Below are 25,270 nucleotides of genomic sequence, written 5' to 3' on the forward strand. Positions count from 1 at the left end.
CCGCTCAGTGCCGGGGGCGGGTCCCCCATTCCACCCGTTGTGCCTCCGGGGGCGTCGCGTCATGCGGCGCCCCCGCGGCGTTGGACAGCGTGAAGACGTCACGCGCCCCGTCCAGGACCCCGCCCGAAGGGTCGTCGGATCCGTCGCGCCGCACGACGTCACGCTCGGGCAGCAGGACGTCCCGTACGACCACCGCACACAGGTAGAGGGTCGCCAGCAGGTGAAGGGCGATGGCCAGCTGGTAACCCTCGACCGGCAGGCCCTGGTGCTTGTCGCCGCTGGTCGTGTAGGCCAGGTAGAACCAGATCCCGAGGAAGTAAAGGACCTCACCGGCCTGCCAGATCAGGAAGTCCCGCCAGCGCGGCCGGGCGAGCGCGGCGAGGGGGATCAGCCACAGCACGTACTGCGGCGAGTACACCTTGTTGGCCAGGATGAAGGCCGCGACGACGAGGAAGGCCAGCTGTGCGAAGCGCGGACGGCGGGGCGCCTTGAGGGTGAGCAGCGCGATGCCGGCGCACAGCAGCAGGGTGAGGACGGTGGCGTACGTGTTCGCGCCGGTCAGGGGGTTCCCCGACCGCTGGGAGATCAACAGCCACACCGAACCGAAGTCGATGGGCCGCTCCTGGCTGAAGGTGTAGAACTTCTTCCAGCCGTCCCAGGCGAACAGCATGACGGGCAGGTTCACCACGAGCCACGCAGCGGCCGCTCCCGCTGCGGCGCCGCCGAACGCCCGCCATTTCCCGGCCCTCAGGCAGAGGACGAAGAGCACCCCGAGCAGCAGTACCGGGTAGAGCTTGGCCGCGGTGGCCAGCCCGATGAAGACGCCGAAGAGCACCGCGCGGCCGCGGGACCACATCAGCATCGCGACGGCGGTCAGGGCGAGGGCCAGCAGGTCCCAGTTGATCGTCGCGGTGAGGGCGAACGCGGGGGCCAGGGCCAGCAGCAGCGCGTCCCAGGGCCGTCGGCGATGGGTGCGGGCGACGCACACGGCGATGACCGCCGCACAGATCATCAGCATCCCCGCGTTGACCATCCAGTACATCTGCTCGCGGTGCTGCATCGAGCCGCTGCCGGGGGTCATCCAGGAGGCGATCTGCATGAAGAGCCCGGTGAGCACCGGGTATTCCAGGTACTGCATGTCGCCCGGGAGCCGGTCCCAGTAGGGGGTGAGGCCGTCGGCGAAGCCCCGCACCACGTACAGGTGCGGGATGTCGGAGTAGCAGGCGTGGGTGTACTGGGAGCCGGCTCCCCGGAACCACGCCCAGTCGTAGCACGGCACCTTCTGCACCATGCCGAGCGCGAACATGCCGAGCGCGACGAGGACCACCACACGGACCGGCGTCAGCCAGTGGCCGCCCAGCCGGACATGGCGGCCGAACGGGCCACCGATGAGCTCACTGCCGGCGGCGGCGACCTCGTCCTGCTGGGTCGGCAGAACGGGCCGGTCCTCGTGCACCTTCGTCATGGGCTCATCCTGCCGTACCGCCCCGGGCACGCACGAGGGCCGCCGCGGAGTGCGACGGCCCTCGTCGAGTGGGGCGTGGAGGGGATCAGCCCCCGGTGCCGAGACTGGTGCCCCAGCTGGTGCCGCCCGGGCGGCCCGGTTTTCCGCTGGCGGGCGGCGAAGGTGCCCCGGTGGTGCCGCCGTCCGGTCCGCCGTCGACGCCGCTGCTGGTGCCGGTGCTGGTCCCGGTGTCGGTACCCCCGGTGGTGCCGGGCGGGCACAGCTTCCAGGGCGGGCAGCTCGGCTTGCCGCCCTTGGAGGGGGACGGGGAACCCGAGGGCGAGGGGCTCGCCGGAGGCGTGGACTGGGACACCGAGGGGGAGGGTGTGGGCGCCGCCGGCGTGGGGGTGGGGGCTCCGGGAGAGTCCGCGACCACGCCGATGTCCTCCGCCTCCGGGAAGTCCTTGACGGGCTTTCCCTTGAGCGCTTCCTTCATGTACTCGGTCCAGATGGTGGCGGGGATGTCACCACCGTGGATCGAGTCGATGTTGCCCACACCGTTCATGGACAGGAGTCCCTGGTCCGGCTTGCTGGGGTCGCTGCGGAACAGGGTGACCGCGGTGGAGAGCTGCGGGGTGTAGCCGACGAACCAGGCCGACTTGTTCTTGTCGGTCGTACCGGTCTTGCCGGCCACCGGCCGGCCCAGCTTCTTCGCCTTGGTACCGGTTCCCTCGGGGCTCTCTACGACGTTCTTGAGCACCTTGGTGACGTTGTCCGCGACGGAGTTGTCCATGGCGCGCTGCGCCTTGGGTGCCTCGAAGCCCGGCAGGGGCGTGCCGTTCTTCTCTACCTTGGTGACCGAGTAGGGCTCGTGGTGGGTGCCCGAGGCGGCGAAGGTGGCGTAGGAGTCCGCCATCCGGATGGCGCTGGGGGTCGAGGTGCCGAGGGCGAAGGAGGCGTTGTCGTTCGGGTCCATCGAATCCTTGAGGATGCCGGTGGACGCGGCCACGTCCCGGACCTTGCTGTGACCGACGTCGAAGACGAGCTGGGCGAAGGGCACGTTGATGGACTTTTCCATCGCCTCGTTCAGCGTGACGTAGCCGTAGGCCCTTTCGCTCTCGTTCTTCTGCTGGAACGGCTTGCCGTCCTTGCCGAGCAGCGGCCTGCCGTCCCGGTCTTTGATCACCGTCAGGTCGTTGGCGTTGTACTTGCTGTCGGCCGAGATGCCCTCGCCCTTGGACTTCTTGGTGCCGTACTCCATCGCCGCCGCCAGCACGTACGGCTTCCAGGTCGAGCCGACCGGGACACCGCTGGTGTTGGCGTTGTTGTTGAAGTACTTCTTGTCCATGCCCGGGCCGCCGTAGAGGGCCACGATCGCACCCGTGTTCACGTCTACGGAAGCGGCGCCGAACTGGACGAACGTGTCGGTGTCGGGGCGTGCCTTCTCGTTGATGAAACCGTTGCGGGTGTCCTCGACGGCCTTTGTCAGGGCGTCCACTCTCGGCTTCTCGAAGGTGGTGTAGATCTGGTAGCCGCCTCGGGCCAGGTCGTCCGGGGTGATGCGCAAGGTCTTCGTGACGTACTGCTTGGCCGTCTCGACCAGGTAGCCGGTCTGTCCTGACAGGCTGCGGACCTGCTCGGCTTCGATGCGCTCGGGGAACTGCGTGTACTTCGCCCGCTCCGCCGGGTCCATCCGCCCCACCGCGACCTCACGGTCCAGTACCCAGGCCCAGCGCTGGCGGGCGCGCTTGTCGTTCTGCTCTGGAGTCGCAGCCGAGCCGATGCCGCCGTCCGGGTTGTAGAGGTTGGGGCCCTTGAGCATCGACGCCAGGAACGCGCTCTCCGAGGGGTTCAGCTTGTCGCTGTCCTTTCCGAAGTACGCGCGTGCGGCTGCCTGGATGCCATAGGCGTCCCGGCCGTAGTACGCGGTGTTGAGGTAGCCCGCGAGGACCGTGTCCTTGTCCTCCGAGACGCCGAGCTTTATCGCGATGAAGAGCTCGGTCACCTTCCGCTTCAGCGTCTGGTTGGAGTCGAGGTAGGTGTTCTTGACGTACTGCTGGGTGATGGTCGACCCACCCTGGGTGGAGCCGCCCTTGGCCATGTTCACCACGGCCCGGGCGATGCCCATCGGGTCGACGCCCTTGTCCGTCTCGAAGCTCTCGTTCTCCGCCGCGATCACGGCGTTGCGCATCGAGAGGGGGATCTTGTCGATGGGCACGATCTGGCGGTTCATCGAACCGCCGGTCGCGACCATCTGGGTGTTGTCCGCCCAGTAGAAGACGTTGTTCTGTGCCTTCGCCGCCTTGTTCGCGTCCGGGGTGTTGACCATGGCGATACCGATGCCGGCGCCGGCGATGATCACAGCGAAGAACCCGAAGATGGTGCCGCTCACCAGCTTCCAGGACGGCACGAAGCGCATCCAGCCGTCCTTGTCGGAGCGCGGGTAGTTGATGAGCCGCTTGTCCGGCCGTCCGTTGCCTCCCGCCCGCCCACGGCCCGCGGATCCTCGCTGGGCGGCTCTGCGTGTGTCGGCCCGGCTGCCGTGGGGGGCCTGGGGCCCTCCGTGCGGGCCGCTGCGTGAGGCCATGGGGACGTCACGTCCGGCCGCGGCGCCGCGGCCCGGGTGCTGCGGGGCACCCCGGCGGGACGCGGCGCGCCCGCCGCCTTGGGGCTGCTGCGGCGGTTTGCGGCGGTGCTCGCTCATCGAACGACTACTCCTCGGGCAGGCGAGTGGCCTGGAAGCGGCGGTTACATTCCGGTTCCCCCGGTGTCATGCGGCAAAGAGTACGCAGGGTCAAAACCCAATCAGTGCCGAAGTTCACCCCAAATCAGGCAACTTGCCTGGTACGAATTGGTGATGTGACGCCGGTCACCACTCCACCCCTTGTCGCCACGAGCCGCCCGCTCTATCGTCTGGATGTATCGAGTCGATACATCAGCTCGGCATAAACTCGGAGCCGGAAGAGAGGCAGGCGGATGAGCAGGCGCTCAGGCATCCTCGAGTTCGCCGTCCTCGGCCTGCTCCGCGAGTCCCCCATGCACGGTTACGAGCTTCGTAAACGGCTCAACACCTCACTGGGGGTCTTCCGGGCGTTCAGCTACGGGACGCTCTACCCCTGCCTCAAGACGCTGGTCGCCAACGGCTGGTTGATCGAAGAACCGGGCAACGCCCCGGAAGACGCTCTCGCCGCTTCACTCGCGGGGCGCCGGGCCAAGATCGTCTACCGGTTGACGGCCGCGGGCAAGGAGCACTTCGAAGAGCTCCTCTCCCACACCGGCCCGGACACCTGGGAAGACGAGTCCTTCGCCGCCCGGTTCGCCTTCTTCGGTCAGACCGAGCGGGAAGTGCGCATGCGAGTGCTGGAGGGCCGCCGCAGCCGGCTGGAAGAGCGTCTGGAGAAGATGCGCGCCTCACTCGCGCGCACGCGGGAGCGGCTCGACGACTACACCCTTGAGCTGCAGCGACACGGAATGGAATCCGTGGAGCGCGAAGTGCGCTGGCTGAACGAGCTCATTGAGAGCGAGCGGGCGGGACGGGATCAGAGACGACCCGGTCCGTCCGACGAAACTGCAAAGTGAGGCCTGCATCTCGCAGGCCTCGTCCGAGAACAAACAGGGAGCAACCGGAATGGGTTCGGTTCGCGTAGCCATCGTCGGCGTGGGCAACTGCGCCGCCTCGCTGGTGCAGGGCGTCGAGTATTACAAGGAAGCCGACCCGGCGGCCAAGGTCCCCGGTCTGATGCACGTCCAGTTCGGCGACTACCACGTGGGTGACGTCGAGTTCGTCGCCGCGTTCGACGTCGACGCGAAGAAGGTCGGCCTCGACCTTTCGGACGCCATCGGCGCCAGCGAGAACAACACCATCAAGATCTGCGACGTCCCGAACACGGGCGTCACCGTGCAGCGCGGCCACACCCTGGACGGCCTGGGCAAGTACTACCGCATGACCATCGAGGAGTCCGCCGAGGCTCCGGTCGACGTGGTGCAGATCCTCAAGGACCGCCAGGTCGACGTCCTGATCTGCTACCTGCCCGTCGGTTCCGAGGAAGCGGCGAAGTTCTACGCCCAGTGCGCCATCGACGCCAAGGTCGCGTTCGTCAACGCCCTCCCGGTCTTCATCGCCGGCACCAAGGAGTGGGCGGACAAGTTCACCGAGGCCGGCGTTCCGATCGTCGGCGACGACATCAAGTCCCAGGTCGGCGCCACCATCACGCACCGCGTGATGGCGAAGCTGTTCGAGGACCGCGGTGTCCGTCTTGAGCGCACCATGCAGCTCAACGTCGGCGGCAACATGGACTTCAAGAACATGCTTGAGCGCGACCGCCTCGAGTCGAAGAAGATCTCCAAGACGCAGGCCGTCACCTCGCAGATCCCCGACCGTGAGCTCGGCGAGAAGAACGTCCACATCGGCCCCTCCGACTACGTCGCGTGGCTCGACGACCGCAAGTGGGCCTACGTCCGCCTTGAGGGCCGTGCCTTCGGCGACGTCCCGCTGAACCTCGAGTACAAGCTCGAGGTGTGGGACTCCCCGAACTCGGCCGGTGTCATCATCGACGCCCTGCGCGCCGCGAAGATCGCCAAGGACCGCGGCATCGGTGGTCCGATCCTGTCGGCTTCGAGCTACTTCATGAAGTCCCCGCCGGTCCAGTACTTCGACGACGAGGCCTACGCGAACGTCGAGAAGTTCATCAAGGGCGAGGTCGAGCGCTAAGCAGCTCCGGCTCGACGCGTTCCACAAGAAAGCACACGAAGCCCGGTCCTTCGGACACCTGGACTTCGACTGTTCTTCCGCCGAGGGTCCCCGGGCAATGTGCCCGGGGACCCTCGGCGTATGTGACCCTTGCCCTCATGCCTGTCGTACGTGATCTGCGCGTACTCCTGCGCCTGAGGGACTTCCGCAATCTGCTGACCGTCCGGCTGTTCTCCCAGGCCGCCGACGGCGTCTACCAGGTCGCGCTCGCCACCTACGTGGTGTTCTCGCCGGAGAAGCAGACCTCACCCGCGGCCATCGCCTCAGCGATGGCCGTGCTGCTCCTGCCCTACTCCGTCATCGGGCCGTTCGCCGGAGTGCTGCTGGACCGCTGGCGCCGCAGGCAAGTCTTCCTCTACGGCAACCTCCTGCGGGCCTTTCTCGCCTGCGTGACGGGTCTGCTCGTGGTGACCCACGTCCCCGACTGGCTGTTCTACGCCTCGGCCCTGTCCGTGACGGCCGTCAACCGCTTCGTACTGGCAGGTCTGGCCGCGTCGCTGCCGCATGTCGTCGGGTCCGGCCAGCTGGTGACAGCGAATGCCCTCTCGCCCACCGCCGGAACCCTGGCGGCGACTGCCGGCGGGGGGCTGGCCTTCCTGGTCAGGTTGCTGGCCGCGGGCTCCGACGCTCTGGTCGTACTGTTCGCCGCCGGGCTGTACCTGTGCGCCGCGCTCGTCTCCCTGCGTCTGGCCGTCGGCCTCCTGGGGCCCGACCACCTCCCTGGACGGTCCCACCCCTCGCTCGCAGAGGGAGCGGCCCTCACCGTACGGGGCATGGCCGAAGGCCTGCGGCACCTGGCCGGACGCCGCGAGGCCGCCCAGGCACTCACCGCGATGACCATGATGCGGTTCTGCTACGGAGCTCTACTGGTCACTCTGCTCATGCTCTGCCGCTACTCCTGGTCGGACGACGAATCCGCCGGCCTGGCCCTCCTGGGCGTTGCCATCGGTGTCTCCGGCGCGGGCTTCTTCGCAGCAGCCGTCGTCACACCGTGGCTGGTGGGCCGGCTGGGCACCCGCGGCTGGATGACCGTGTGTGCGGGTGGCGCGGCCATCCTGGTTCCGGCACTCGGCCTGTTCTTCGCACCCGGACCGATGCTCGTCGCCGCCTTCGCCCTGGGCATCGCAACGCAGGGTGCCAAGATCTCCACCGACACCGTCGTGCAGTTCCAGGTGGACGACGAGTTCCGGGGGCGCGTTTTCTCCGTCTACGACGTGCTCTTCAACGCCGCGTTCGTGGCAGCGGCGGCGGTGGCCTCCCTGATGCTCCCCGCCGACGGCCGGTCCGTCCCGCTGGTGGTGAGCGTGGCCGTCCTCTACGCCGCCACAGCGGCGCTCCTCCAGCGGCAGGGCCGACACCCCGCCGCGGGCGCGGCCGCGCCCTAGCTGAGGGACAGGGCGCCCACCCCGCGATGTTTCACGTGAAACATGACCTCGGTTTCACGTGAAACATCGTGACGTTTCACGTGAAACATCAGCGGCCGGCACCGTCTCAGGCCTGAGACGCCCACCACTCCTTCAATGCCGCCACCGCCGCGTCATGGCCCATCGGCCCGTTCTCCAGCCGCAGCTCCAGCAGGTGCGCGTACGCCTTGCCGATCACCGGACCGGGACCCACACCCAGCACCTGCTGGATCTCGTTGCCGTTCAGGTCGGGCCGGATCGCGTCCAGCTCCTCCTGCTCCTTGAGCTGCGCGATCCGCTCCTCCAGGCCGTCGTACGTACGGGAGAGCGCGCTGGCCTTGCGCTTGTTGCGCGTGGTGCAGTCCGACCGCGTCAGCTTGTGCAGACGCTCCAGCAGCGGGCCCGCGTCTCGGACGTACCGGCGTACGGCCGAGTCGGTCCACTCCCCGTCGCCGTACCCGTGGAAGCGCAGGTGCAGCTCTACCAGCCGGGACACGTCCTTGACCATGTCGTTGGAGTACTTCAACGCGGTCATGCGCTTCTTGGTCATCTTCGCGCCCACCACCTCGTGGTGGTGGAAGGAAACACGGCCGTCGCTCTCGAACCTGCGGGTGCGGGGCTTGCCGATGTCGTGGAACAGGGCAGCCAGGCGCAGCACGAGGTCCGGGCCATCCTCCTCCAGGTCGATCGCCTGCTCCAGGACGATCAGCGAGTGCTCGTAGACGTCCTTGTGGCGGTGGTGCTCGTCACTCTCCAGCCGCAGGGCGGGCAGCTCGGGCAGCACCCGGTCAGCCAGACCGGTGTCCACCAGCAGCCCGAGGCCCTTGCGGGGGTGTGCGGACAGCAGGAGCTTGTTGAGCTCAGCCTGCACCCGCTCCGCCGAGACGATCTCGATCCGTTCGGACATCGCCTTCATCGCCGCCACGACCTCGGGTGCGACCTCGAAGTCCAGCTGTGCGGCGAACCGGGCCGCGCGCAGCATCCGCAGCGGATCGTCCGAGAAGGAGTCCTCAGGGGTGCCGGGAGTACGCAGAATGCCTTCCCTGAGGTCGTCCAAGCCACCGTGCGGGTCCACGAACTCCTTCTCCGGCAGCGCGACGGCCATCGCGTTCACCGTGAAATCGCGGCGGACCAGATCTTCCTCGATGGAGTCGCCGTAGGAGACCTCCGGCTTGCGCGAGGTGCGGTCGTACGACTCCGAGCGGTACGTGGTCACCTCGATCTGGAAGTTCCGGTCGCCGTCCGCGACGCGGGCCAGCTTCTGTGCGCCGACGGTGCCGAAGGCGATTCCGACGTCCCACACCGAGTCGGCCCACGGCCGCATGATCCTCAGCACGTCCTCGGGCCGGGCGTCGGTGGTGAAGTCGAGGTCGTTGCCGAGACGCCCGAGCAGCGCATCGCGCACGGAGCCGCCGACCAGGGCGAGGCGGAAGCCCGCCTCCTGGAAACGGCGGCCGAGCTCGTCGGCGACAGGAGCGACGCGCAGCAGTTCACTGACCGCTCGGCGCTGCACCTGACTCAGGGCACTGGGGGTGTCTTCATTGGCGTTCGGCACAACAGAAAAGGGTACGTGGCCCGCCCGGCGGGGGCCGCCGCGATTTTGTGGCCACCCCGCCCCACCGCGCCCGGGGGGCGGAGCCGATCATGTGGAGCAAGGGGCGGCACTCGCGCACAGCGCGCCTCGTTACCATTCGTGGACGCACAACCGACGACCACTGACACTTCGAGGGACGGGCGAGCGCGTGGCCGAGGCGGCAGACATCCTGGGGGCAGCCGCCCCTGCCCGGCGCCGCTGGCTGCGGCGGGCAGTCGTCCTGCTCGCGGGCACGCCGGTCCTCGCCGCCCTGGTCTACTCCCCTGCCCCGACGGCTCAGGCCGCCGACTCGGCCGTCGACGTCCAGCTGCTTGAGGTCTCGCCCAACGCCCCTGTGAAGAGCGACACCCTCACCATCTCGGGCAGCGTGGTCAACAACAGCCGCGAGCCGATCAAGTCCGCGCACGTGGGGCTGCGCGTCGGTCCCGTCGTGGGGGACCGGGCGTCCATCGACGAGGTGGCGGACCGCACCGGCTTCCGGGCCGGCGTGGACCCGGGGGAGATCGACCCCGCGTACGCGGTGAAGATCGACTCGTTGCCCTCGAAGGCCAGCCGGCCCTTCACCATCAACGTCCCGGTCGGCAAGCTGGACCTGGGCAAGGACGGTGTCTACCAGCTGGGCGTGTCACTGTCGGGAGAGACCGACAGCCGACCGTACGAGCAGGTGCTCGGTATCCGGCGGACCTTCCTGCCGTGGCAGCCCGAGGCCGCCACGAAGCGCTCCTACCTCACCTACGCGTGGCCGCTGATCTCCACCACCCGGGTCACGGCGGAAACCGGCTCGGACGAGACGCAGACGCCCGTCTTCCTCGACGACTCCCTCGCCAGGGAGCTGGCGCCGGGAGGCCGCCTGGAGCGGATGGTCTCCCTCGGCAAGGACCTGCCGATCACCTGGGTCATCGACCCGGACCTGCTCTACACGGTCGACGCCATGGCCAAGGGCTACCGGATCCGCAACCCCGACCCCGACGGAAAGCCCCTGCCGGGCAAGAGCAAGGCCGTCGCCGAGCAGTGGCTGAGCGCCCTGGAAACCGCGGTGCAGGGAAAGAAGGTCGTCGCGCTGCCCTACGCCGACCCCGACCTGGCTTCCCTCGCCCACCACGGCAAGGACGTCTCGGGCACCCTGGGCCAGCTGCGGCCCGCCACCGACAAGGCGAAGCAGGCCGTCGAGACGGTCCTGCACGTCACCCCGTCCACCGACTTCTCCTGGCCCGTGAACGGCGCCATCGACCCGTCGATCGTCAACGTGGCCACCTCGGCGGGCGCCCACAACGTCCTCACCCGCAGCGACAGCCTCCAGGAGACCGGCGCCCTCGGTTACACCCCGACGGCCGCCCGTCCCATCGGCGCGGGCGCCACCGCGATCGTCGCCGACGCCGAACTGTCGACGGCTTTCGAAGGCGACATGCTCAATGCCAGGGATTCCGCGCTCGCCGTGCAGAGGTTCCTGGCCCACAGTCTCGCCCTCAACCTGCAGGGCGGCGACGAGCAGCGCAGCTTCGTCGTCACACCACAGCGGATGCCGTCCGCCAGCCAGGCGGAGTCGATGGCGGCGGCCCTGCGCGGCCTGCAGGGCGGCCGCTGGACGCAGCCCTCCGACCTCGAAGCGGCGGCGTCCGCCAAGCCGGACCCCGGCGCCGCCACCCAGGTCCCGGGGGCCGGTCAGTACCCGGAAGCCCTCAGCCGGCAGGAACTCCCGGTGTCCGCGTTCGAGAAGATCCGGACCACGCAGGACACCCTCGACCGCTTCAAGGTGATCCTCGCGGCGCCCGAGCGCGTCGAGATCCCCTTCGGCAACACCACCAACCGGGAGATGTCCACCTCGTGGCGCGGCCGGCCCGAGGAGGCCGGCGTCTACCGGGACCAGGTGCAGGACTACCTGATCGGCCTCACCGAGAAGGTCAAGGTCGTCCCCAAGTCCGACGCCACCTTGTCCGGGCACAGCGCGATCATCCCGGTCAGCGTCCAGAACAGCCTCGTGCAGGACGTCCACAACCTGGTCCTGCGCGTGAAGTCGGCCAACCCCACCCGGTTGATGTTCGGCGACAGCGGAATGGCCGAGCAGGAAGTCACCGTCCAGGCCGATCACAGCCAGACCCTGAAATTCCCCGCGAACGCCACCGCGAGCGGTCCCGTCGAGGTCACCGCGCAGTTGTTCACGAAGAACGGCGTCCCCTACGGCAAGGAACAGAAGTTCACCGTGGAGGCCACCGAGGTCACTCCCACCGTCATGCTCGTCATCGCGGGCGGCGTTCTCCTCCTCGTCCTCGCGGGCATCAAGATGTACGCGAGCCGCAAGCGCCTGGCGACGCGTGCGGCCTCTGAGGAGAGCACGCAGCCGAGTGACGAGTCCCCGGACACCGGACCGCAAAGCACAAGCGGGTCCGGCACGGGTGAGACAGTGGACCGTTAAAGCGATGCCGTGGCCGGTCGGCCTGGGGACGATGAGGTGGGGTTTCGATGAACGCGCCGTACGACGGTGACCGCGCGCAGGGCACTGGTGGGCCGGCGCCCTCCCAGGGCACCGCGCCGGGTGCCCCGGTGCCCGGGCAGGCCTCCGCGCCCGCATCCGGGCCGGATCACGACCCGTATGTCCAGGATGCCTACGACTACGACCCGTACCGGTCCCAGGACCTTTCGGCCCAGGACCCCGTAGCGGAGGCCCTGTACGACCGGGCTTCACACCCTCCGCCGCCGCCGGGCACCTACCTGGAACCCGGCCCCTTGTACGCGGCCCCGCAGCCGCCTTCGTACGGCGGTCCCGACGCTCGCGTCTGGGCCCAGACCCCGCCGCCCGAGCCCGACGGCCCTTCCCGCCACCTGCCCTACGGTGACCGCCCCACGACCACGGAGTTCGTGGGTGTGGACTCCCTGGTGACCAAGGCCGCGGACGAGCAGCCGGAACCCGATGCCTTCGCCCACCTGTACCGCGACCAGGAGGCGGCCCCGCAGCTTGCCACCGAGGAGCCCCCGGTCGCCGTCCCGGCCCCGGCCAAGCCCGCCGGGCGGGCTTCGGGCCTGTTGAAGTCGAGCGCCCTGATGGCCGCGGGCACGATCGTGTCCCGGATCACCGGCTTCCTGCGCACGCTCGTGATCGGCACCGCGATCGGTGTCACCACCCTCAACGACAGTTACCAGGTCGCCAACACCCTGCCGACGATGATCTACGTGCTGGTCGGCGGCGGCGCGCTCAACGCGGTGTTCATCCCGCAGCTGGTCCGCGCGATGAAGAACGACGAGGACGGCGGCGAGGCATACGCCAACCGCCTCCTGACGCTCGTCGTGGTGCTGCTCGGCGCCGTCACCACCGTCTGCGTGCTCGCGGCCCCGCTGTTCATCGGCATGATGTCGCAGAAGATCGCCGACGACCCGCACCGGATGGACGTCGCGGTCGCCTTCGCCCACTATTGCCTGCCCACCATGTTCTTCATGGGCGTGCACGTGGTGCTCGGTCAGATCCTCAACGCCCGCGGCCGCTTCGGCGCGATGATGTGGACCCCCGTCCTCAACAACATCGTCGTCATCGCCACGTTCGGTGCGTTCATCTGGGCGTTCGGCGGCTTCACCAGCACCGGCGTCGACGAGGCGAGCATCACCCCCGAGGGCGTCCGGCTGCTCGGCCTGGGCACCCTGCTCGGCCTCGCCGTCCAGTCGCTGGCGATGATCCCCTACCTGCGTGACGCCGGCTTCAAGCCGCGCCTGCGCTTCGACTGGAAGGGCCACGGGCTCGGCAAGGCGGCCGGCCTCGCCAAGTGGACGTTCTTCTTCGTCCTGGCCAACCAGCTCGGCCTCATCGTGGTCACCCAGCTCGCGACCTGGGCGGGCGACGTCGCCCACAACCAAGGCCACGACGGCACCGGCATCGCCGCGTACAACTACGCGCTGCTCCTGTGGCAGATGCCCCAGGCCATCATCACCGTCTCGGTCATGACCGCCGTCCTGCCGCGCATCTCCCGCTCGGCCCACGACGGGGACGTCGCCGCCGTCCGCGACGACATCTCCTACGGCCTGCGCACCTCCGCCGTGGCGATCGTGCCCTGCGCCTTCGCGTTCCTCGCGCTCGGCGTCCCGATGTCCACCCTGCTCTACGCCGGATCCGGCTCGGCGACGGCGCAGAACATCGGCTACATCCTGATGGCCTTCGGCCTCGGACTCATCCCGTACTCCGTCCAGTACGTCGTCCTGCGCGGTTTCTACGCCTACGAGGACACCCGGACGCCCTTTTACAACACCGTCATCGTCGCCGCGGTCAACGCCGGCGTCTCGGGGCTCGCCTTCCTCGTCCTCCCCGAGCGCTGGGCCGTCGTCGGCATGGGCGCCGCCTACGGTCTCGGATACACGGTCGGCGTGGGCGTCGCCTGGCGCCGTCTGCGCGCCCGCCTCGGCGGTGACCTCGACGGGGCGCACGTCATGCGCACCTACACCCGCCTCATCGGCGCATGTGTCCCGGCCGCAGTCGTGGCCGGCGCGGCCGCCTACGGGGTCACCAAGTGGCTGGGCAGTGGAGCCGGCGGGTCGCTCGCCGCCCTCGTGGCCGGCTTCATCGCCCTGGTGGCCGTTTTCCTCACCGCCGCGAAGCGCATGCGCGTCGAAGAACTCAACGCGATGGTCGGAATGGTCCGCGGACGTCTGGGGCGTTGACGGGCAGAACCGACGGTTCGCCCCTCCTTCGCGTGTCGTGCGGAGGGCCGGACTGTGGGCACAATTGGCATGGCTTCGCAGACTGGCCGACAGCGCGCAACGGATGGGGAGGCAGGGACGACGGTGGCGGAACGTAGCACAGCTGCCGTCGACGTGGCCGACAACAGCGGCGATGAGCCGCTGACCGCGGAAGCGGTCAAGGCCACGGCCGACGGGGTGGACACCCAGAACGACCGAGCCGCGGACGGATCCATGCGCGAAACGGATGGCGAACGCAGAACGGCCGCGCCCGTGGCGGCGCCCGAACTGCACAGCGGCCACAAGCTGGCCAGGCGCTACCGCCTCGAGGAGTGCGTCACCCGTCTGGACGGATTCAGCAGCTGGCGTGCGATGGACGAAAAGCTGCGCCGCGCCGTCGGCGTGCACCTGCTTCCCGCCGACCACCCCCGGGCCCGGACCGTCCTGTCCGCGGCCCGCTCCTCCGCGCTGCTCGGCGACCCCCGGTTCGTCCAGGTCCTCGACGCCGTGGAAGAGAACGACCTCGTCTACGTCGTGCACGAGTGGCTGCCCGACGCCACCGAACTCACCGCCCTCCTCGCCGTCGGACCCTTGGAGGCCCACGAGGCCTACCAGCTCGTCAGCCAGGTGTCGCAGGCCATGGCCGCGGCCCACCGCGAGGGCCTGGCACACCTGCGCCTGACACCCAGCGCGATACTGCGCACCTCCACCGGCCAGTACCGCATCCGCGGCCTCGCCGTGAACGCCGCCCTGCGCGGCATCACCAGCGACACCCCGCAGCAGGCAGACACCGAGGCGATCGGCGCGCTGCTGTACGCGGCGCTCACCCAGCGCTGGCCCTACGAGACGGACGCCTACGGGCTCACCGGCCTGCCCAAGGGCGTCGGCCTGATCGCCCCCGACCAGGTGCGCGCCGGCGTCCACCGGGGTCTGGGAGAACTGGCCATGCGCGCGCTGGCCAACGACGGGGCCACCGCCTCCCGGCAGGAGCCCGCCTGTACCACCCCGGAGGAGCTGGCCAAGGCCGTCGCCGCGATGCCCCGCATCCGGCCGCCGGAGCCGGCCTTCACCGCCCCGCCCGAGTACCAGCACACCACCTACCAGCAGGGGAGCTACGGCCGGCACCCGGCGACCGGCCTGCCCACCGTGCAGAGCCTCGCCGTCCCGCCGCCGCCCCCGTTGCAGAGCCGTACCGGCCGCGCCCTCAAATGGGGCGTCGCGGCGCTGCTCATCGCCGCCCTCGGCCTCGGCAGCTGGCAGCTCGCCGACGCACTCCTCGACCGCAAACACGGGGGCTCCGGCAACAGCGGCTCCACCCCGCAGACCAAGTCCGACGAGGCCCCCAAGGAGATCAAGCCGGGCAAGCCGCTGCGCATCGGCAAGGCCACGGTCTTCGGAAAGGATCCGATCAAGCCCGGCGACGCGCGCAAGGCCATCGACGGCGACGCCGACACCGGCTGGGTCACCCTGCAGTTCCGCGGCTTCGCCAACTTCGGCAACCTGGACAGCTATGACGACGGCAGCGGCATCATCGTCGACCTCGGCAGCGCCCAGGACGTGGCCGGCCTTGAGGTCGGCCTGCACGCGTCGGGGCAGAAGATCGAGGTGCGGGCCGCTTCCCCGGAAGCCGCCTCAGCGCGCTCCCTCTCGGACTTCCCGCAGGAGATCGTCAAGCTGGGCAACACGGGGAAGAACCTGAACACGACCCTGCAGACCCCGGTCAAGACCCGCTTCCTGCTGATCCACATCACGTCCCTGCCTTCCGAGGGCGGCGATTCCTACCGCGGCGGCATCAACGAGATCAAAGTGCTCGGTACGGCCGAATAGGACCGGACCGCGACACCCGCCGGGCCCGCTGCGCCGCCGACGCGGCGGGCCCTCGTATTCGCCCTGCCCGACCCGTACTCTCCCTTCCGGAGGGGAGGTGTGATGCACGACGCGACGACCAGCGGGGACGGCGACCAGGAGCTGCTGGCGCGGCACGTGGCGGGGGATCCCGACGCCTTCTCGGAACTCGTGCGGCGGCACCGGGACCGGCTGTGGGCCGTGGCGCTGCGCACCCTCGGGGACCGGGAAGAGGCCGCCGACGCCGTACAGGACGCGCTCGTCTCCGCCTACCGGGCCGCACACACCTTCCGCGGGGACTCCGCCGTCACCACCTGGCTCCACCGGATCACCGTCAACGCCTGCCTCGACCGGGCCCGCAAGGCTGCCTCCCGCAGGACGGCGCCCCTCGACGACACGGACCGGCTGGAGCGGCTCATGGAGCCGCACGAGTCCGCCGAGGCCCCCGCCGAGCGCCAGGACCTCCACCGGCAGCTGCTGGCAGCCCTCGGCACCCTCCCGGCAGAGCAGCGGGCCGCGCTCGTCCTGGTCGACATGCAGGGCTACCCCGTGGCCGAAGCCGCGCGCGTCCTCGGCGTCGCCGTCGGAACGGTCAAGAGCCGGTGTGCGCGGGGCCGGGCGAAACTGCTGCCGCTGCTCACTCATCTGCGCTCGAATGCCGCGGATAACACCTCCGCCGGGCGGGGAAGGAACCGGACGCCGGGGTCACCCGTCCCACCCGCAGAACCCAGGCAGCCAGACCCAGACGCAGTGAAGGGCGGAGGTGGACGACCGTGAGCCCCACAACCGGCACGACCGGCACGATCCGGCACCCGGACGTCGCGGAGATCTCCGACCTGACCGAAGGGCTGCTCTCACCGGCCCGCACCGCCGCCGTACGCAGCCACCTCGGCGACTGCGTCCTGTGCGCCGACGTCCTCGCCTCCCTCGAAGAGATCCGCTCCCTGCTGGGCACGCTGCCCGGGCCGAGCCGGATGCCCTCCGACGTCGCGGGCCGTATCGACGCCGCCCTCGCCGCCGAAGCGCTCCTGGACTCCACCTCGCAGCGCGCCCGGCCCACGCCCGGCCCCGCCGTTGCCCCCCGGCAGACGCCGCCGTCCGCCCCGGCACGACCCGCGGGTCACCCGACCGGCCCAACCGGCCCCGGCCGACGCAGGGCACGCCGACGGATCGCCGTCCTCGCCGGCCTCGCGGGCGCGGCCGCCTGCGTACTGGGCCTCGTCCTGTCCGGCGCCTTGGGCGCAGGCGATTCCCGCGACACCGTCGCCCGGACCGGTACCTCCGCCACCGCCACTCCGCCCGCCTCCGACGGCTCCTACACGTCCGAGGGACTCCAGGGCAGCGTCCAGCACCTCCTCGCTTCCGCCGCGAAGCCGCAGAGCAAGCCCGAGGAGAGGAACAACACGTACGGGATGGAGAACACCTCCCCGGGCGTCCCCTCCGACACCTCCCCGGGCGTCGCCCCCGGCGAGCGGCAGGCCCCTCCCGTCCCGCCCTGCGTCCAGCGGGCCACCGGCCGTGCCGACACCCCGCTCGCCGCCGAGCACGGCAGCTACCAGGGCACGGACGTCTACCTCGTCGTCCTCGCGCACCCCGGTGATCCCGGGCGCGTGGACGCCTACCTCGTCCCCAGCGGCTGTGCGGACCCCCCCTCGGCGCCCCCCGGCAAGCCACTGCTCACCGGTACCTACGCCCGCCCCTGACCCGTTCAGGTCTGAGCCGCGCCGGACCGGGAATGCGAGCGCCGTAGGATCCGTTGGGTGGGATGACAGTCCACACCGGCCCCCCGGTAGGCAGCACGCAGTCCGCAGAGACGAGGAACGAACCCGTGAGCGACGTCCGAAACGTGATCATCATCGGCTCCGGGCCGGCCGGTTACACGGCCGCCCTGTACACCGCACGCGCTTCGCTCAGCCCCCTGGTCTTCGAGGGTGCCGTCACCGCCGGCGGTGCGCTGATGAACACCACCGAGGTCGAGAACTTCCCCGGCTTCCAGGACGGCATCATGGGTCCTGACCTGATGGACAACATGCGTGGCCAGGCGGAGCGTTTCGGCGCCGAGCTCGTCCCCGACGACGTCGTGGCCGTGGACCTCACCGGTGAGATCAAGACCGTCACCGACACCGCCGGAACCGTGCACCGCGCCAAGGCCGTGATCGTGACCACCGGTTCGCAGCACCGCAAGCTCGGTCTGCCCAACGAGGACGCGCTCTCCGGCCGAGGCGTCTCCTGGTGCGCCACCTGCGACGGGTTCTTCTTCAAGGACCAGGACATCGCCGTCGTCGGCGGCGGCGACACCGCGATGGAGGAAGCGACCTTCCTCTCCCGGTTCGCCAAGTCGGTCACCATCGTCCACCGCCGCGACAGCCTGCGCGCCTCCAAGGCCATGCAGGACCGCGCCTTCGCCGACCCGAAGATCTCGTTCGCCTGGGACAGCGAGGTCGCCGAGATCCACGGCGAGCAGAAGCTCTCCGGTCTCACCCTGCGCAACACCAAGACCGGTGAGACCTCCGAGCTGCCCGTGACCGGTCTGTTCATCGCCGTCGGACACGACCCGCGTACCGAGCTGTTCACCGGCCAGCTGGACCTGGACGACGAGGGCTACCTCAAGGTCGACGCCCCGTCCACGCGCACCAACCTCACCGGCGTCTTCGGCGCGGGCGACGTCGTGGACCACACCTACCGTCAGGCGATCACCGCCGCCGGTACGGGCTGCTCCGCCGCCCTGGACGCGGAGCGCTACCTCGCCGCCCTCGCGGACGCCGAGCAGGCGCACGCGAACGCGACCGTCTGACCCCCGCACCACCCCCATCCCCACCCACACCCCGCAGGAAAAAGGAGGCCGCTGTGGCCGGCACCCTCAAGAACGTGACCGACGCCAGCTTCGATGCCGACGTCCTCGCCGCCGACAAGCCCGTCCTGGTTGACTTCTGGGCCGCCTGGTGCGGCCCGTGCCGGCAGATCGCCCCGTCGCTGGAGGCCATCGCGGCCGAGTACGGCGACCAGATCGAGATCGTCAAGCTCAACATCGACGAGAACCCGGCCACGGCCGCCAAGTACGGCGTCATGTCCATTCCGACGCTGAACGTCTACCAGGGCGGCGAGGTCGTCAAGACCATCGTCGGTGCCAAGCCGAAGGCTGCCATCCTGCGCGACCTCGATCCTTTCGTCGAGGTCAAGACCGCCTGATGTTTCACGTGAAACGGGGCCGCTCCCTGAGGGAGCGGCCCCGTTCGCACATCCGGCCGCTGCTCACAGCGGGCGCAGGGCCGGTTCCTTCCGCGCCCGCGCCCCGCCCAGCAGGCGGTCCAGGGCGAGTTCCACGTCTTCCTTCCAGGACAACGTCGAGCGCAGTTCCAGTCGGAGCCGGGGATGCACCGGATGCGGTCGTACCGTCTTGAAGCCCACGGACAGCAGGTGGTCTGCCGGGAGCAGACAGGCCGGCCGCTCCCACTGCGCATCGCCGAACGCCTCGATCGCCCGGAAACCACGCCGTAGCAGATCCTTTGCCACCGTCTGGACCATCACCCGTCCCAAACCCTGCCCCTGATACCCCGGCATGATCCACGCCGTGATGAGCTGGACGGCGTCAGGGGAGACCGGGCTCGTCGGGAACGCCGTCGCACGCGGCACGTAGGCCGGGGGCGCGTACAGAACGAAGCCCACGGGGACGTCGTCCACATAGACGACGCGGCCGCACGATCCCCATTCCAACAGGACGGCGGAGATCCAGGCCTCCTTCTCCAGCTCAGCGGTTCCCGCCTTCACGGCGGCCTCACCACTGACCGGATCCAGCTCCCAGAACACGCAGGTCCGGCAACGCCGGGGAAGGTCCTGGAGGTTGTCCAGCGTGAGCGGTACCAACCGACGACCCATACACGCATCGTATCCGCTACGACAAAGAGGCGAGCCATACCGGCTCGCACCGTACGACTCGCCTCCCGACTCCCCGGCCGGACTCCCGGGTCACTCTCCGGAAAGCCCCTGTTCCAGGACCCGGCCCTCGCCCGGCGCCAGCGTCCCGAGGATCCGCTCCAGATCCTCCATCGAGGCGAACTCGACGGTGATCTTGCCCTTCTTCTGACCGAGATCCACCTTCACCCGCGTCTCGAACCGGTCCGACAGCCGCGTCGCCAGTTCACTGAGCGCCGGAGCCACCCGGGCACCCGCCCGCGGGCCCTTCGGCTTCACCGGGCTCTCCGGCTCAGACCCCATCAGCGACACGATCTCCTCGACCGCGCGCACCGACAGGCCCTCGGCCACGATCCGGTGCGCCAGGCGGTCCTGCGCCTCGGAGTCCTCCACCGACAGCAGCGCCCGCGCGTGTCCCGCCGAGAGCACCCCCGCGGCCACCCGCCGCTGCACCGGGGCGGAGAGCCTCAGCAGTCGCAGCGTGTTCGACACCTGCGGACGCGACCGCCCGATCCGGTCCGCCAGCTGGTCGTGGGTGCAGTGGAAGTCCTGCAGCAGCTGGTCGTACGCGGCGGCTTCCTCCAGCGGGTTGAGCTGCGCCCGGTGCAGGTTCTCCAAGAGGGCGTCCAGCAGCAGCTTCTCGTCGTCCGTCGCCCGGATGATCGCCGGAATCCGGTCCAGTCCGGCTTCACGGCACGCGCGCCAGCGGCGCTCACCCATGATCAGCTCGTAACGGCCCGGCCCGGACTGCCTCACGACGACCGGCTGGAGCAGACCCACCTCCCTGATGGAGGTCACCAGTTCGGCCAGCGCGTCCTCGTCGAACACCTCACGAGGCTGCCGCGGGTTGGGCGTGATGGCGTCCATCGGGAGCTCCGCGAACGTCGCCCCCGCCACCTCGTCGGCCGGTGCCGCCGGCTCCGGTACGAGCGTCGGCAGTGCTTCGCCGTCGGCTGCGGCCGGGGGAGCCCCCAGCGCGCCATCGGTCTGTGCCAGCGCCGCCAGCTTCGCCGCAGCGATTCCGCGCTCCGACGTCAGCACCGGCAGCGCCGACGGTGACGTCGACCCGGCACCCACCATGGGCGTCTTCTCCTGGGGAGCGGCGGGAATCAGCGCGCCGAGCCCCCGCCCCAGACCCCTACGTCGCTCACTCACTGGATCCCCTCCGCCATACTCTGTGTGCTGTTCATGCCGGCCCCCAGATGGGCGTGCCGGGCGTCGTAATGGATTCCGGCTCCCCGCAGCGCGATCTCCCGCGCCGCTTCCAGATAGGAGAGGGAGCCGCTGGAACCCGGGTCGTAGGTGAGCACCGTCTGCCCGTAGCTGGGCGCCTCCGAGATGCGTACCGAGCGCGGGATGCTGGTCCGCAGCACCTCCTTGCCGAAGTGCGTGCGGACCTCCTCCGCCACCTGCGAGGCCAGCCGCGTCCTGCCGTCGTACATCGTCAACAGGATCGTGGACACGTGCAGCGACTGGTTCAGGTGGGCCCGCACCAGGTCGACGTTGCGCAGCAGCTGACCCAGGCCCTCCAGCGCGTAGTACTCACACTGGATCGGGATCAGCACCTCCGCTCCCGCCACCAGCGCATTCACCGTGAGCAGTCCCAGCGACGGCGGGCAGTCGATCAGGATGTAGTCGAGCGGCTGCTCGTACGCCTGGATCGCCCGCTGGAGCCGGCTCTCCCGCGCCACCAGCGAGACCAGCTCGATCTCCGCGCCCGCCAGATCGATCGTGGCCGGGGCACAGAACAGGCCCTCCACATCCACCACGGGCTGGACGACCTCCAGCAGCGGCCGGCTGTCCACGAGCACGTCGTAGATGGAGGGCACGTCCGCGTGGTGATCGATGCCGAGTGCCGTGGACGCGTTGCCCTGCGGATCGAGGTCGATGACCAGGACCTTGGCCCCGTGAAGGGCCAGCGAAGCCGCCAGGTTCACGGTCGTCGTGGTCTTGCCGACGCCGCCCTTCTGGTTGGCCACCACCATCACCCGGGTCTGCGCCGGCCGCGGCAGCGGTTCACCCGCCCGTCCCAGGGCGTCCACCGCCAGCTGGGCGGCCCGCCCGGTGGGGGCGTCGTCGTTGTCCACAAGGGGCGGAGGCGGCATCTCTTCCCCAGCGGTAGCGGGGGCAGGAACGTCCTCGCCCGGCGATTCAGAGCGGGGACCGGGGACCGGGTCGGCCATCGGCCCCGCGAGGTTGGCGTCGGACCGCACGGTGTCACTCTCCTCGGCATCAGGCTCGCGATGAACAGAGCCTGCCATGTCACCCGGGTCACGAACCAGCGGGGCCCGAACTCCTGTGGATGAATCCACCGATGTGGACAACTGCGTCACCCCCGCGCCGTCGCGCGGGCGGGGGGACGCGGCCTCACGACCGCGGCTGATGATTCCGTGCAGCAGGGAGCGACGTTTCACGTGAAACACGATGCCCGGACACTGACTTCCGCCCGCTACGACACTCCGAAATCCATACCTATAGGGCCCAACACGCCTGAAATGGCGCGGGCCGACCCCAAAGGGACGATCATCAACGGCGGCGCCGGGTCCGCCCCACACGAGCCGCCTTCGCCCGCTTGGCCGCGAACCTGACCCCGCCGGGGCTCTCGCCCACCTCGACGCGCACCACCGTCGTCAGCGGGTCCACGACACCCTCTCCGACCTGGAGGACCGAGGTCTTCACCACACCCAGCTTCGTCAGCGCCGCCTTGGCCGCCACCAGCTCCTCGTCGGCGGTGTCACCCTTGAGCGCCAGCATCTCCCCGTAAGGACGCAGCAGCGGCACGCCCCAGCCGGCCAGCCGGTCCAGCGGAGCCACCGCACGAGCCGTCACGACATGGACGGGCTGGAGCTTGCCGAGCACCTCTTCGGCCCGACCGCGCACCACGGTGACGTGGTCCAGGCCCAGCAGCTCGACCGCTTCCTGGAGGAAATTGGTCCGCCGCAGCAGGGGCTCCAGCAAGGTGATCTTGAGGTCCCTGCGCACCAGAGCCAGCGGGATGCCCGGCAGCCCGGCGCCCGAGCCCACGTCACACACCGAGACGCCTTCGGGCACGGCCTCCGACAGCACCGCGCAGTTCAGCAGGTGCCTCTCCCAGAGCCGGGGCACCTCACGCGGGCCGATCAGGCCGCGCTTGACCCCCGCGTCCGCCAGCAGCTCCGCATACCGCACGGCTTCCGGGAAAAACTCGCCGAATACCGCACGCGCCTCTTCAGGCGCCGGGGGAAGCTCTGCTGCCTCCGTCACGGGGACCGTCCTTCCGTACAGAACTCACTCTTCACACAACGGGCACTGCCAGGCTTACAAACATCGGCCCCGCCTGCGATACAGACGGGGCCGACCACACGCGTTCCGGTCAGGCCGGGAGCACAACGACGAAGCGCTGCGGCTCCTCGCCCTCGGACTCGCTCTTGAGACCGGCGGCCGCCACGGCGTCGTGGACGACCTTCCGCTCGAACGGCGTCATCGGCGCCAGCTTGAGCGGCTCACCCGAAGCCTTCACATCGGCCGCCGCCTGGGCGCCCAGCGCCGCCAGCTCCTCGCGCTTCTTGGCGCGGAACCCGGCGATGTCCAGCATCAGCCGGCTGCGGTCCCCGGTCTCCCGGTGCACGGCGAGGCGGGTCAGCTCCTGCAGGGCCTCCAGAACCTCACCGTCGCGGCCCACGAGCTTCTGCAGGTCGCGGCCGGCGGAGTCACTGACGATCGACACCGCGGCCCGGTCGGCCTCGACGTCCATGTCGATGTCGCCGTCCAGATCGGCGATGTCCAGCAGGCCCTCAAGGTAGTCGGCCGCGATCTCGCCCTCCTGCTCAAGGCGGGTCAAGGTGTCGCCGCCCTCAGCGGCGGCGGTGGTGGTGCCTTCCGTCACGGGAGGGGCTCCTTCTTGCTTCTTGGAGGGCTACTTCTTGGTGGGCTTGCTGGGAGGCGTCTGACGCTTCGCCTTCGTCTGCCGCTTCGGCTGCTGCCGCTTGGTGGCGACACCGCCGCTCGCCGCATCCGCGTCGGCCGTCGCCTCGACGCTGCTGATCACGGAGCCGTCCGGCTGCGCGGCCATGCCCTGCTTCGTCAGCGCCGTGATGAACTTGCGCTCGTTGTCGTTGCGGTCCGGACCCTTGGCCACGATCGCCGCGACGATCTTCTTCTTGCCCCGGCCCTTGAGCTGACCGTGCGTGCTGACGTGCTTGAGCAGGCGGGTCAGGTACTGGTCCTGGGCCTTGCTGCCCGGCGTCGGGTTCTGGTTGATCACGTACATCTGCTGGCCCATGGTCCACACGTTCGTGGTCAGCCAGTAGACGAGGACGCCGACGGGGAAGTTGATGCCCATGAAGGCGAAGATCAGCGGGAAGATGTACATCAGCATCTTCTGCTGCTGCATGAACGGCGTCTTGACCGAGAGGTCTACGTTCTTCTGCATCAGCTGACGCTGGGTGTAGAACTGCGACAGCGACATCATGATGATCATGACCGCGGTCACGATCCGGACGTCCATCAAGGAGGCGCCGAGCGCGGCGACCTTCTCCTCGCTGTCGGTGAACTTCGCCGCCAGCGGGGCACCGAAGATGTGCGCCTGACGCGCGCTCTCCAGCAGCGACTGGTTGATGACGCCGATGGTCTTGCCGTTGGCGATGGCCGAGAGCACGTGGTAGAGCGCGAAGAAGAACGGGGACTGCGCCAGGATGGGAAGGCACGAGGACAACGGGTTGGTACCCGTCTCCTTGTACAGCTTCATCATCTCTTCGGACTGACGCTGCTTGTCGTTCTTGTAGCGCTCCTGGATCGCCTTCATCTTCGGCTGGAGCGCCTGCATGCCACGCGTCGCCTTGATCTGCTTCACGAAGAGCGGGATCAGGCAGATACGGATCAAGACCACCAGGGACACGATGGACAGGCCCCAGGCCCATCCGCTGTCGGGGCCGAAGATCGCGCCGTACAGCGAGTGGAACTGGACGATGACCCACGAGACGGGTGTGGTGATGAAACTGAACAGACTGGCAATCGTGTCCACTAATCAGGCTCCTTGAGCATTGCGAGATCTACGCAACGCACTGCGCAGCTGCTCGTGCCAACGCGGGCGTTTCCGGGGTGGGACATGATCCACACCACCCGGGGACCACGGATTGCACCGGAGGATCCGCCAGGCGGTAAGAACCGTCCCCTTCACCGCACCATGCCGGTCGATGGCCGTGTACCCGTAGTGCGAGCACGAAGGGTAGTAGCGGCACACCGGGCCGAGCAGCGGACTGATCGTCCACTGGTACAGCTTGATCAAAGCGAGCAGCGGGTACTTCATCGAGCCACGCCTCCCAGGAGCCGCTGGAGAGCGGCGTCCAGGTCACGGGCCAGCTCGTCGAGGCCGGCGTCACCCGCACCGGGCAGAGCCCGTACCACCACCAGGCTACCGGCGGGCAGCTGGGACAGCCGCTCCCGGACGAGATGGCGCAGACGGCGCTTGACCCGGTTCCGTACGACGGCGTTGCCGACAGCCTTGCTGACGACGAAACCCGCACGCGTCGAGGGATCGATCTCCCCCGCCACGTGCGGGTCCGTTGCACCGCTTGTACGTAGGTGGACGACGAGGAGCGGGCGTCCAGCCCGCCGCCCCCGCCGTACCGCGCTCGCGAAGTCCTCGCGCCGCCTCAGCCGATTTTCGGGAGACAGCACGACGT

General features: G+C 69.4%; 21 protein-coding genes. 10 read left to right on the forward strand and 11 right to left on the reverse strand.

The annotated features are described in order from the left end of the window. Positions 1-4: 4 nt before the first annotated feature. Both OG861_RS15840 and OG861_RS15845 read right to left on the reverse strand, forming a co-directional pair. Positions 5-1,465 (reverse strand): glycosyltransferase family 87 protein, encoded by a 1,461-nt coding sequence (locus OG861_RS15840; RefSeq protein WP_329196690.1) that lies wholly within the window; start codon positions 1,463-1,465, stop codon positions 5-7. A gap of 85 nt (positions 1,466-1,550) precedes the next feature. Then, entirely contained in the window at positions 1,551-4,148 is a 2,598-nt protein-coding gene (locus OG861_RS15845) for a transglycosylase domain-containing protein (RefSeq protein ID WP_329196689.1), read from the reverse strand. 272 nt (positions 4,149-4,420) lie between these two features. Here OG861_RS15845 and OG861_RS15850 point away from each other — a divergent pair, with 272 nt between their 5' ends. From OG861_RS15850 to OG861_RS15860, 3 genes are all read left to right on the forward strand, one after another. Next, positions 4,421-5,023 carry a PadR family transcriptional regulator gene (locus OG861_RS15850; protein WP_136210355.1) on the forward strand — a complete coding sequence of 201 codons (603 nt, stop codon included), beginning with the start codon at positions 4,421-4,423 and terminating at the stop codon, positions 5,021-5,023. Between the two features lie 49 nt (positions 5,024-5,072). After that, a complete protein-coding gene (locus OG861_RS15855) occupies positions 5,073-6,155 on the forward strand; it encodes an inositol-3-phosphate synthase (RefSeq protein WP_330261758.1) in 1,083 nt (360 codons plus the stop codon). Between the two features lie 137 nt (positions 6,156-6,292). Beyond that, positions 6,293-7,579, forward strand: a complete 1,287-nt coding sequence (locus OG861_RS15860; RefSeq protein ID WP_329196685.1) for an MFS transporter — start codon at positions 6,293-6,295, stop codon at positions 7,577-7,579. Between the two features lie 106 nt (positions 7,580-7,685). Here the strand turns inward: OG861_RS15860 and OG861_RS15865 are convergent, their stop codons facing one another. After that, on the reverse strand, positions 7,686-9,152 hold the full coding sequence (locus tag OG861_RS15865; RefSeq protein ID WP_329196683.1) for a CCA tRNA nucleotidyltransferase: 1,467 nt from the start codon (positions 9,150-9,152) through the stop codon (positions 7,686-7,688). A gap of 187 nt (positions 9,153-9,339) precedes the next feature. On the opposite strand from OG861_RS15865, the gene OG861_RS15870 reads away from it, so the two are divergent. The 7 genes from OG861_RS15870 to trxA all read left to right on the forward strand — a co-directional run bounded on the left by OG861_RS15870 (position 9,340) and on the right by trxA (position 18,884). Beyond that, on the forward strand, positions 9,340-11,604 hold the full coding sequence (locus tag OG861_RS15870; RefSeq protein WP_329196681.1) for a DUF6049 family protein: 2,265 nt from the start codon (positions 9,340-9,342) through the stop codon (positions 11,602-11,604). Positions 11,605-11,651: 47 nt separating this feature from the next. Further along, entirely contained in the window at positions 11,652-13,832 is a 2,181-nt protein-coding gene (gene murJ / locus OG861_RS15875) for a murein biosynthesis integral membrane protein MurJ (protein ID WP_329196679.1), read from the forward strand. Positions 13,833-13,955: 123 nt separating this feature from the next. Continuing rightward, positions 13,956-15,677, forward strand: a complete 1,722-nt coding sequence (locus tag OG861_RS15880; RefSeq protein WP_329196677.1) for a protein kinase family protein — start codon at positions 13,956-13,958, stop codon at positions 15,675-15,677. A gap of 102 nt (positions 15,678-15,779) precedes the next feature. Next, positions 15,780-16,472 (forward strand): RNA polymerase sigma factor SigM, encoded by a 693-nt coding sequence (gene sigM, locus OG861_RS15885; RefSeq protein WP_329196675.1) that lies wholly within the window; start codon positions 15,780-15,782, stop codon positions 16,470-16,472. Beyond that, positions 16,469-17,398, forward strand: coding sequence for an anti-sigma factor family protein (locus OG861_RS15890; RefSeq protein WP_329196673.1), 930 nt, complete (start codon positions 16,469-16,471; stop codon positions 17,396-17,398). Before sigM ends, OG861_RS15890 begins: the two co-directional genes overlap by 4 nt. 125 nt (positions 17,399-17,523) lie before the next feature. Next, positions 17,524-18,489 carry a thioredoxin-disulfide reductase gene (trxB, locus tag OG861_RS15895; RefSeq protein ID WP_329196671.1) on the forward strand — a complete coding sequence of 322 codons (966 nt, stop codon included), beginning with the start codon at positions 17,524-17,526 and terminating at the stop codon, positions 18,487-18,489. A gap of 53 nt (positions 18,490-18,542) precedes the next feature. Further along, positions 18,543-18,884 carry a thioredoxin gene (gene trxA / locus OG861_RS15900; RefSeq protein ID WP_329196669.1) on the forward strand — a complete coding sequence of 114 codons (342 nt, stop codon included), beginning with the start codon at positions 18,543-18,545 and terminating at the stop codon, positions 18,882-18,884. A gap of 63 nt (positions 18,885-18,947) precedes the next feature. Here the strand turns inward: trxA and OG861_RS15905 are convergent, their stop codons facing one another. From OG861_RS15905 to rnpA, 8 genes are all read right to left on the reverse strand, one after another. Next, positions 18,948-19,571, reverse strand: a complete 624-nt coding sequence (locus OG861_RS15905) for a GNAT family N-acetyltransferase (RefSeq protein WP_190185576.1) — start codon at positions 19,569-19,571, stop codon at positions 18,948-18,950. A 90-nt stretch (positions 19,572-19,661) separates the two neighbouring features. Continuing rightward, positions 19,662-20,762 (reverse strand): ParB/RepB/Spo0J family partition protein, encoded by a 1,101-nt coding sequence (locus tag OG861_RS15910; RefSeq protein ID WP_329196667.1) that lies wholly within the window; start codon positions 20,760-20,762, stop codon positions 19,662-19,664. After that, positions 20,759-21,868: a ParA family protein gene (locus tag OG861_RS15915; protein WP_329196666.1), complete on the reverse strand. Its 1,110-nt coding sequence runs from the start codon at positions 21,866-21,868 to the stop codon at positions 20,759-20,761. Before OG861_RS15915 ends, OG861_RS15910 begins: the two co-directional genes overlap by 4 nt. A 265-nt stretch (positions 21,869-22,133) precedes the next feature. Beyond that, on the reverse strand, positions 22,134-22,850 hold the full coding sequence (gene rsmG, locus OG861_RS15920; RefSeq protein WP_190185579.1) for a 16S rRNA (guanine(527)-N(7))-methyltransferase RsmG: 717 nt from the start codon (positions 22,848-22,850) through the stop codon (positions 22,134-22,136). A 109-nt stretch (positions 22,851-22,959) separates the two neighbouring features. Continuing rightward, the gene (locus OG861_RS15925; protein WP_136210325.1) at positions 22,960-23,472 is read right to left on the reverse strand and encodes a Jag family protein; all 513 of its coding nucleotides are present in this window, start codon (positions 23,470-23,472) and stop codon (positions 22,960-22,962) included. A 30-nt stretch (positions 23,473-23,502) separates the two neighbouring features. Continuing rightward, a complete protein-coding gene (gene yidC, locus OG861_RS15930; protein ID WP_329196662.1) occupies positions 23,503-24,609 on the reverse strand; it encodes a membrane protein insertase YidC in 1,107 nt (368 codons plus the stop codon). Between the two features lie 3 nt (positions 24,610-24,612). Beyond that, complete coding sequence (gene yidD / locus OG861_RS15935) at positions 24,613-24,894, reverse strand: membrane protein insertion efficiency factor YidD (protein WP_075970728.1); 282 nt, start codon at positions 24,892-24,894, stop codon at positions 24,613-24,615. Further along, positions 24,891-25,265, reverse strand: coding sequence for a ribonuclease P protein component (rnpA, locus tag OG861_RS15940; protein WP_329196661.1), 375 nt, complete (start codon positions 25,263-25,265; stop codon positions 24,891-24,893). Before rnpA ends, yidD begins: the two co-directional genes overlap by 4 nt. Positions 25,266-25,270: the final 5 nt, after the last annotated feature.

The organism is Streptomyces sp. NBC_00539 (assembly GCF_036346105.1).
Classification (GTDB): Bacteria; Actinomycetota; Actinomycetes; order Streptomycetales; family Streptomycetaceae; genus Streptomyces.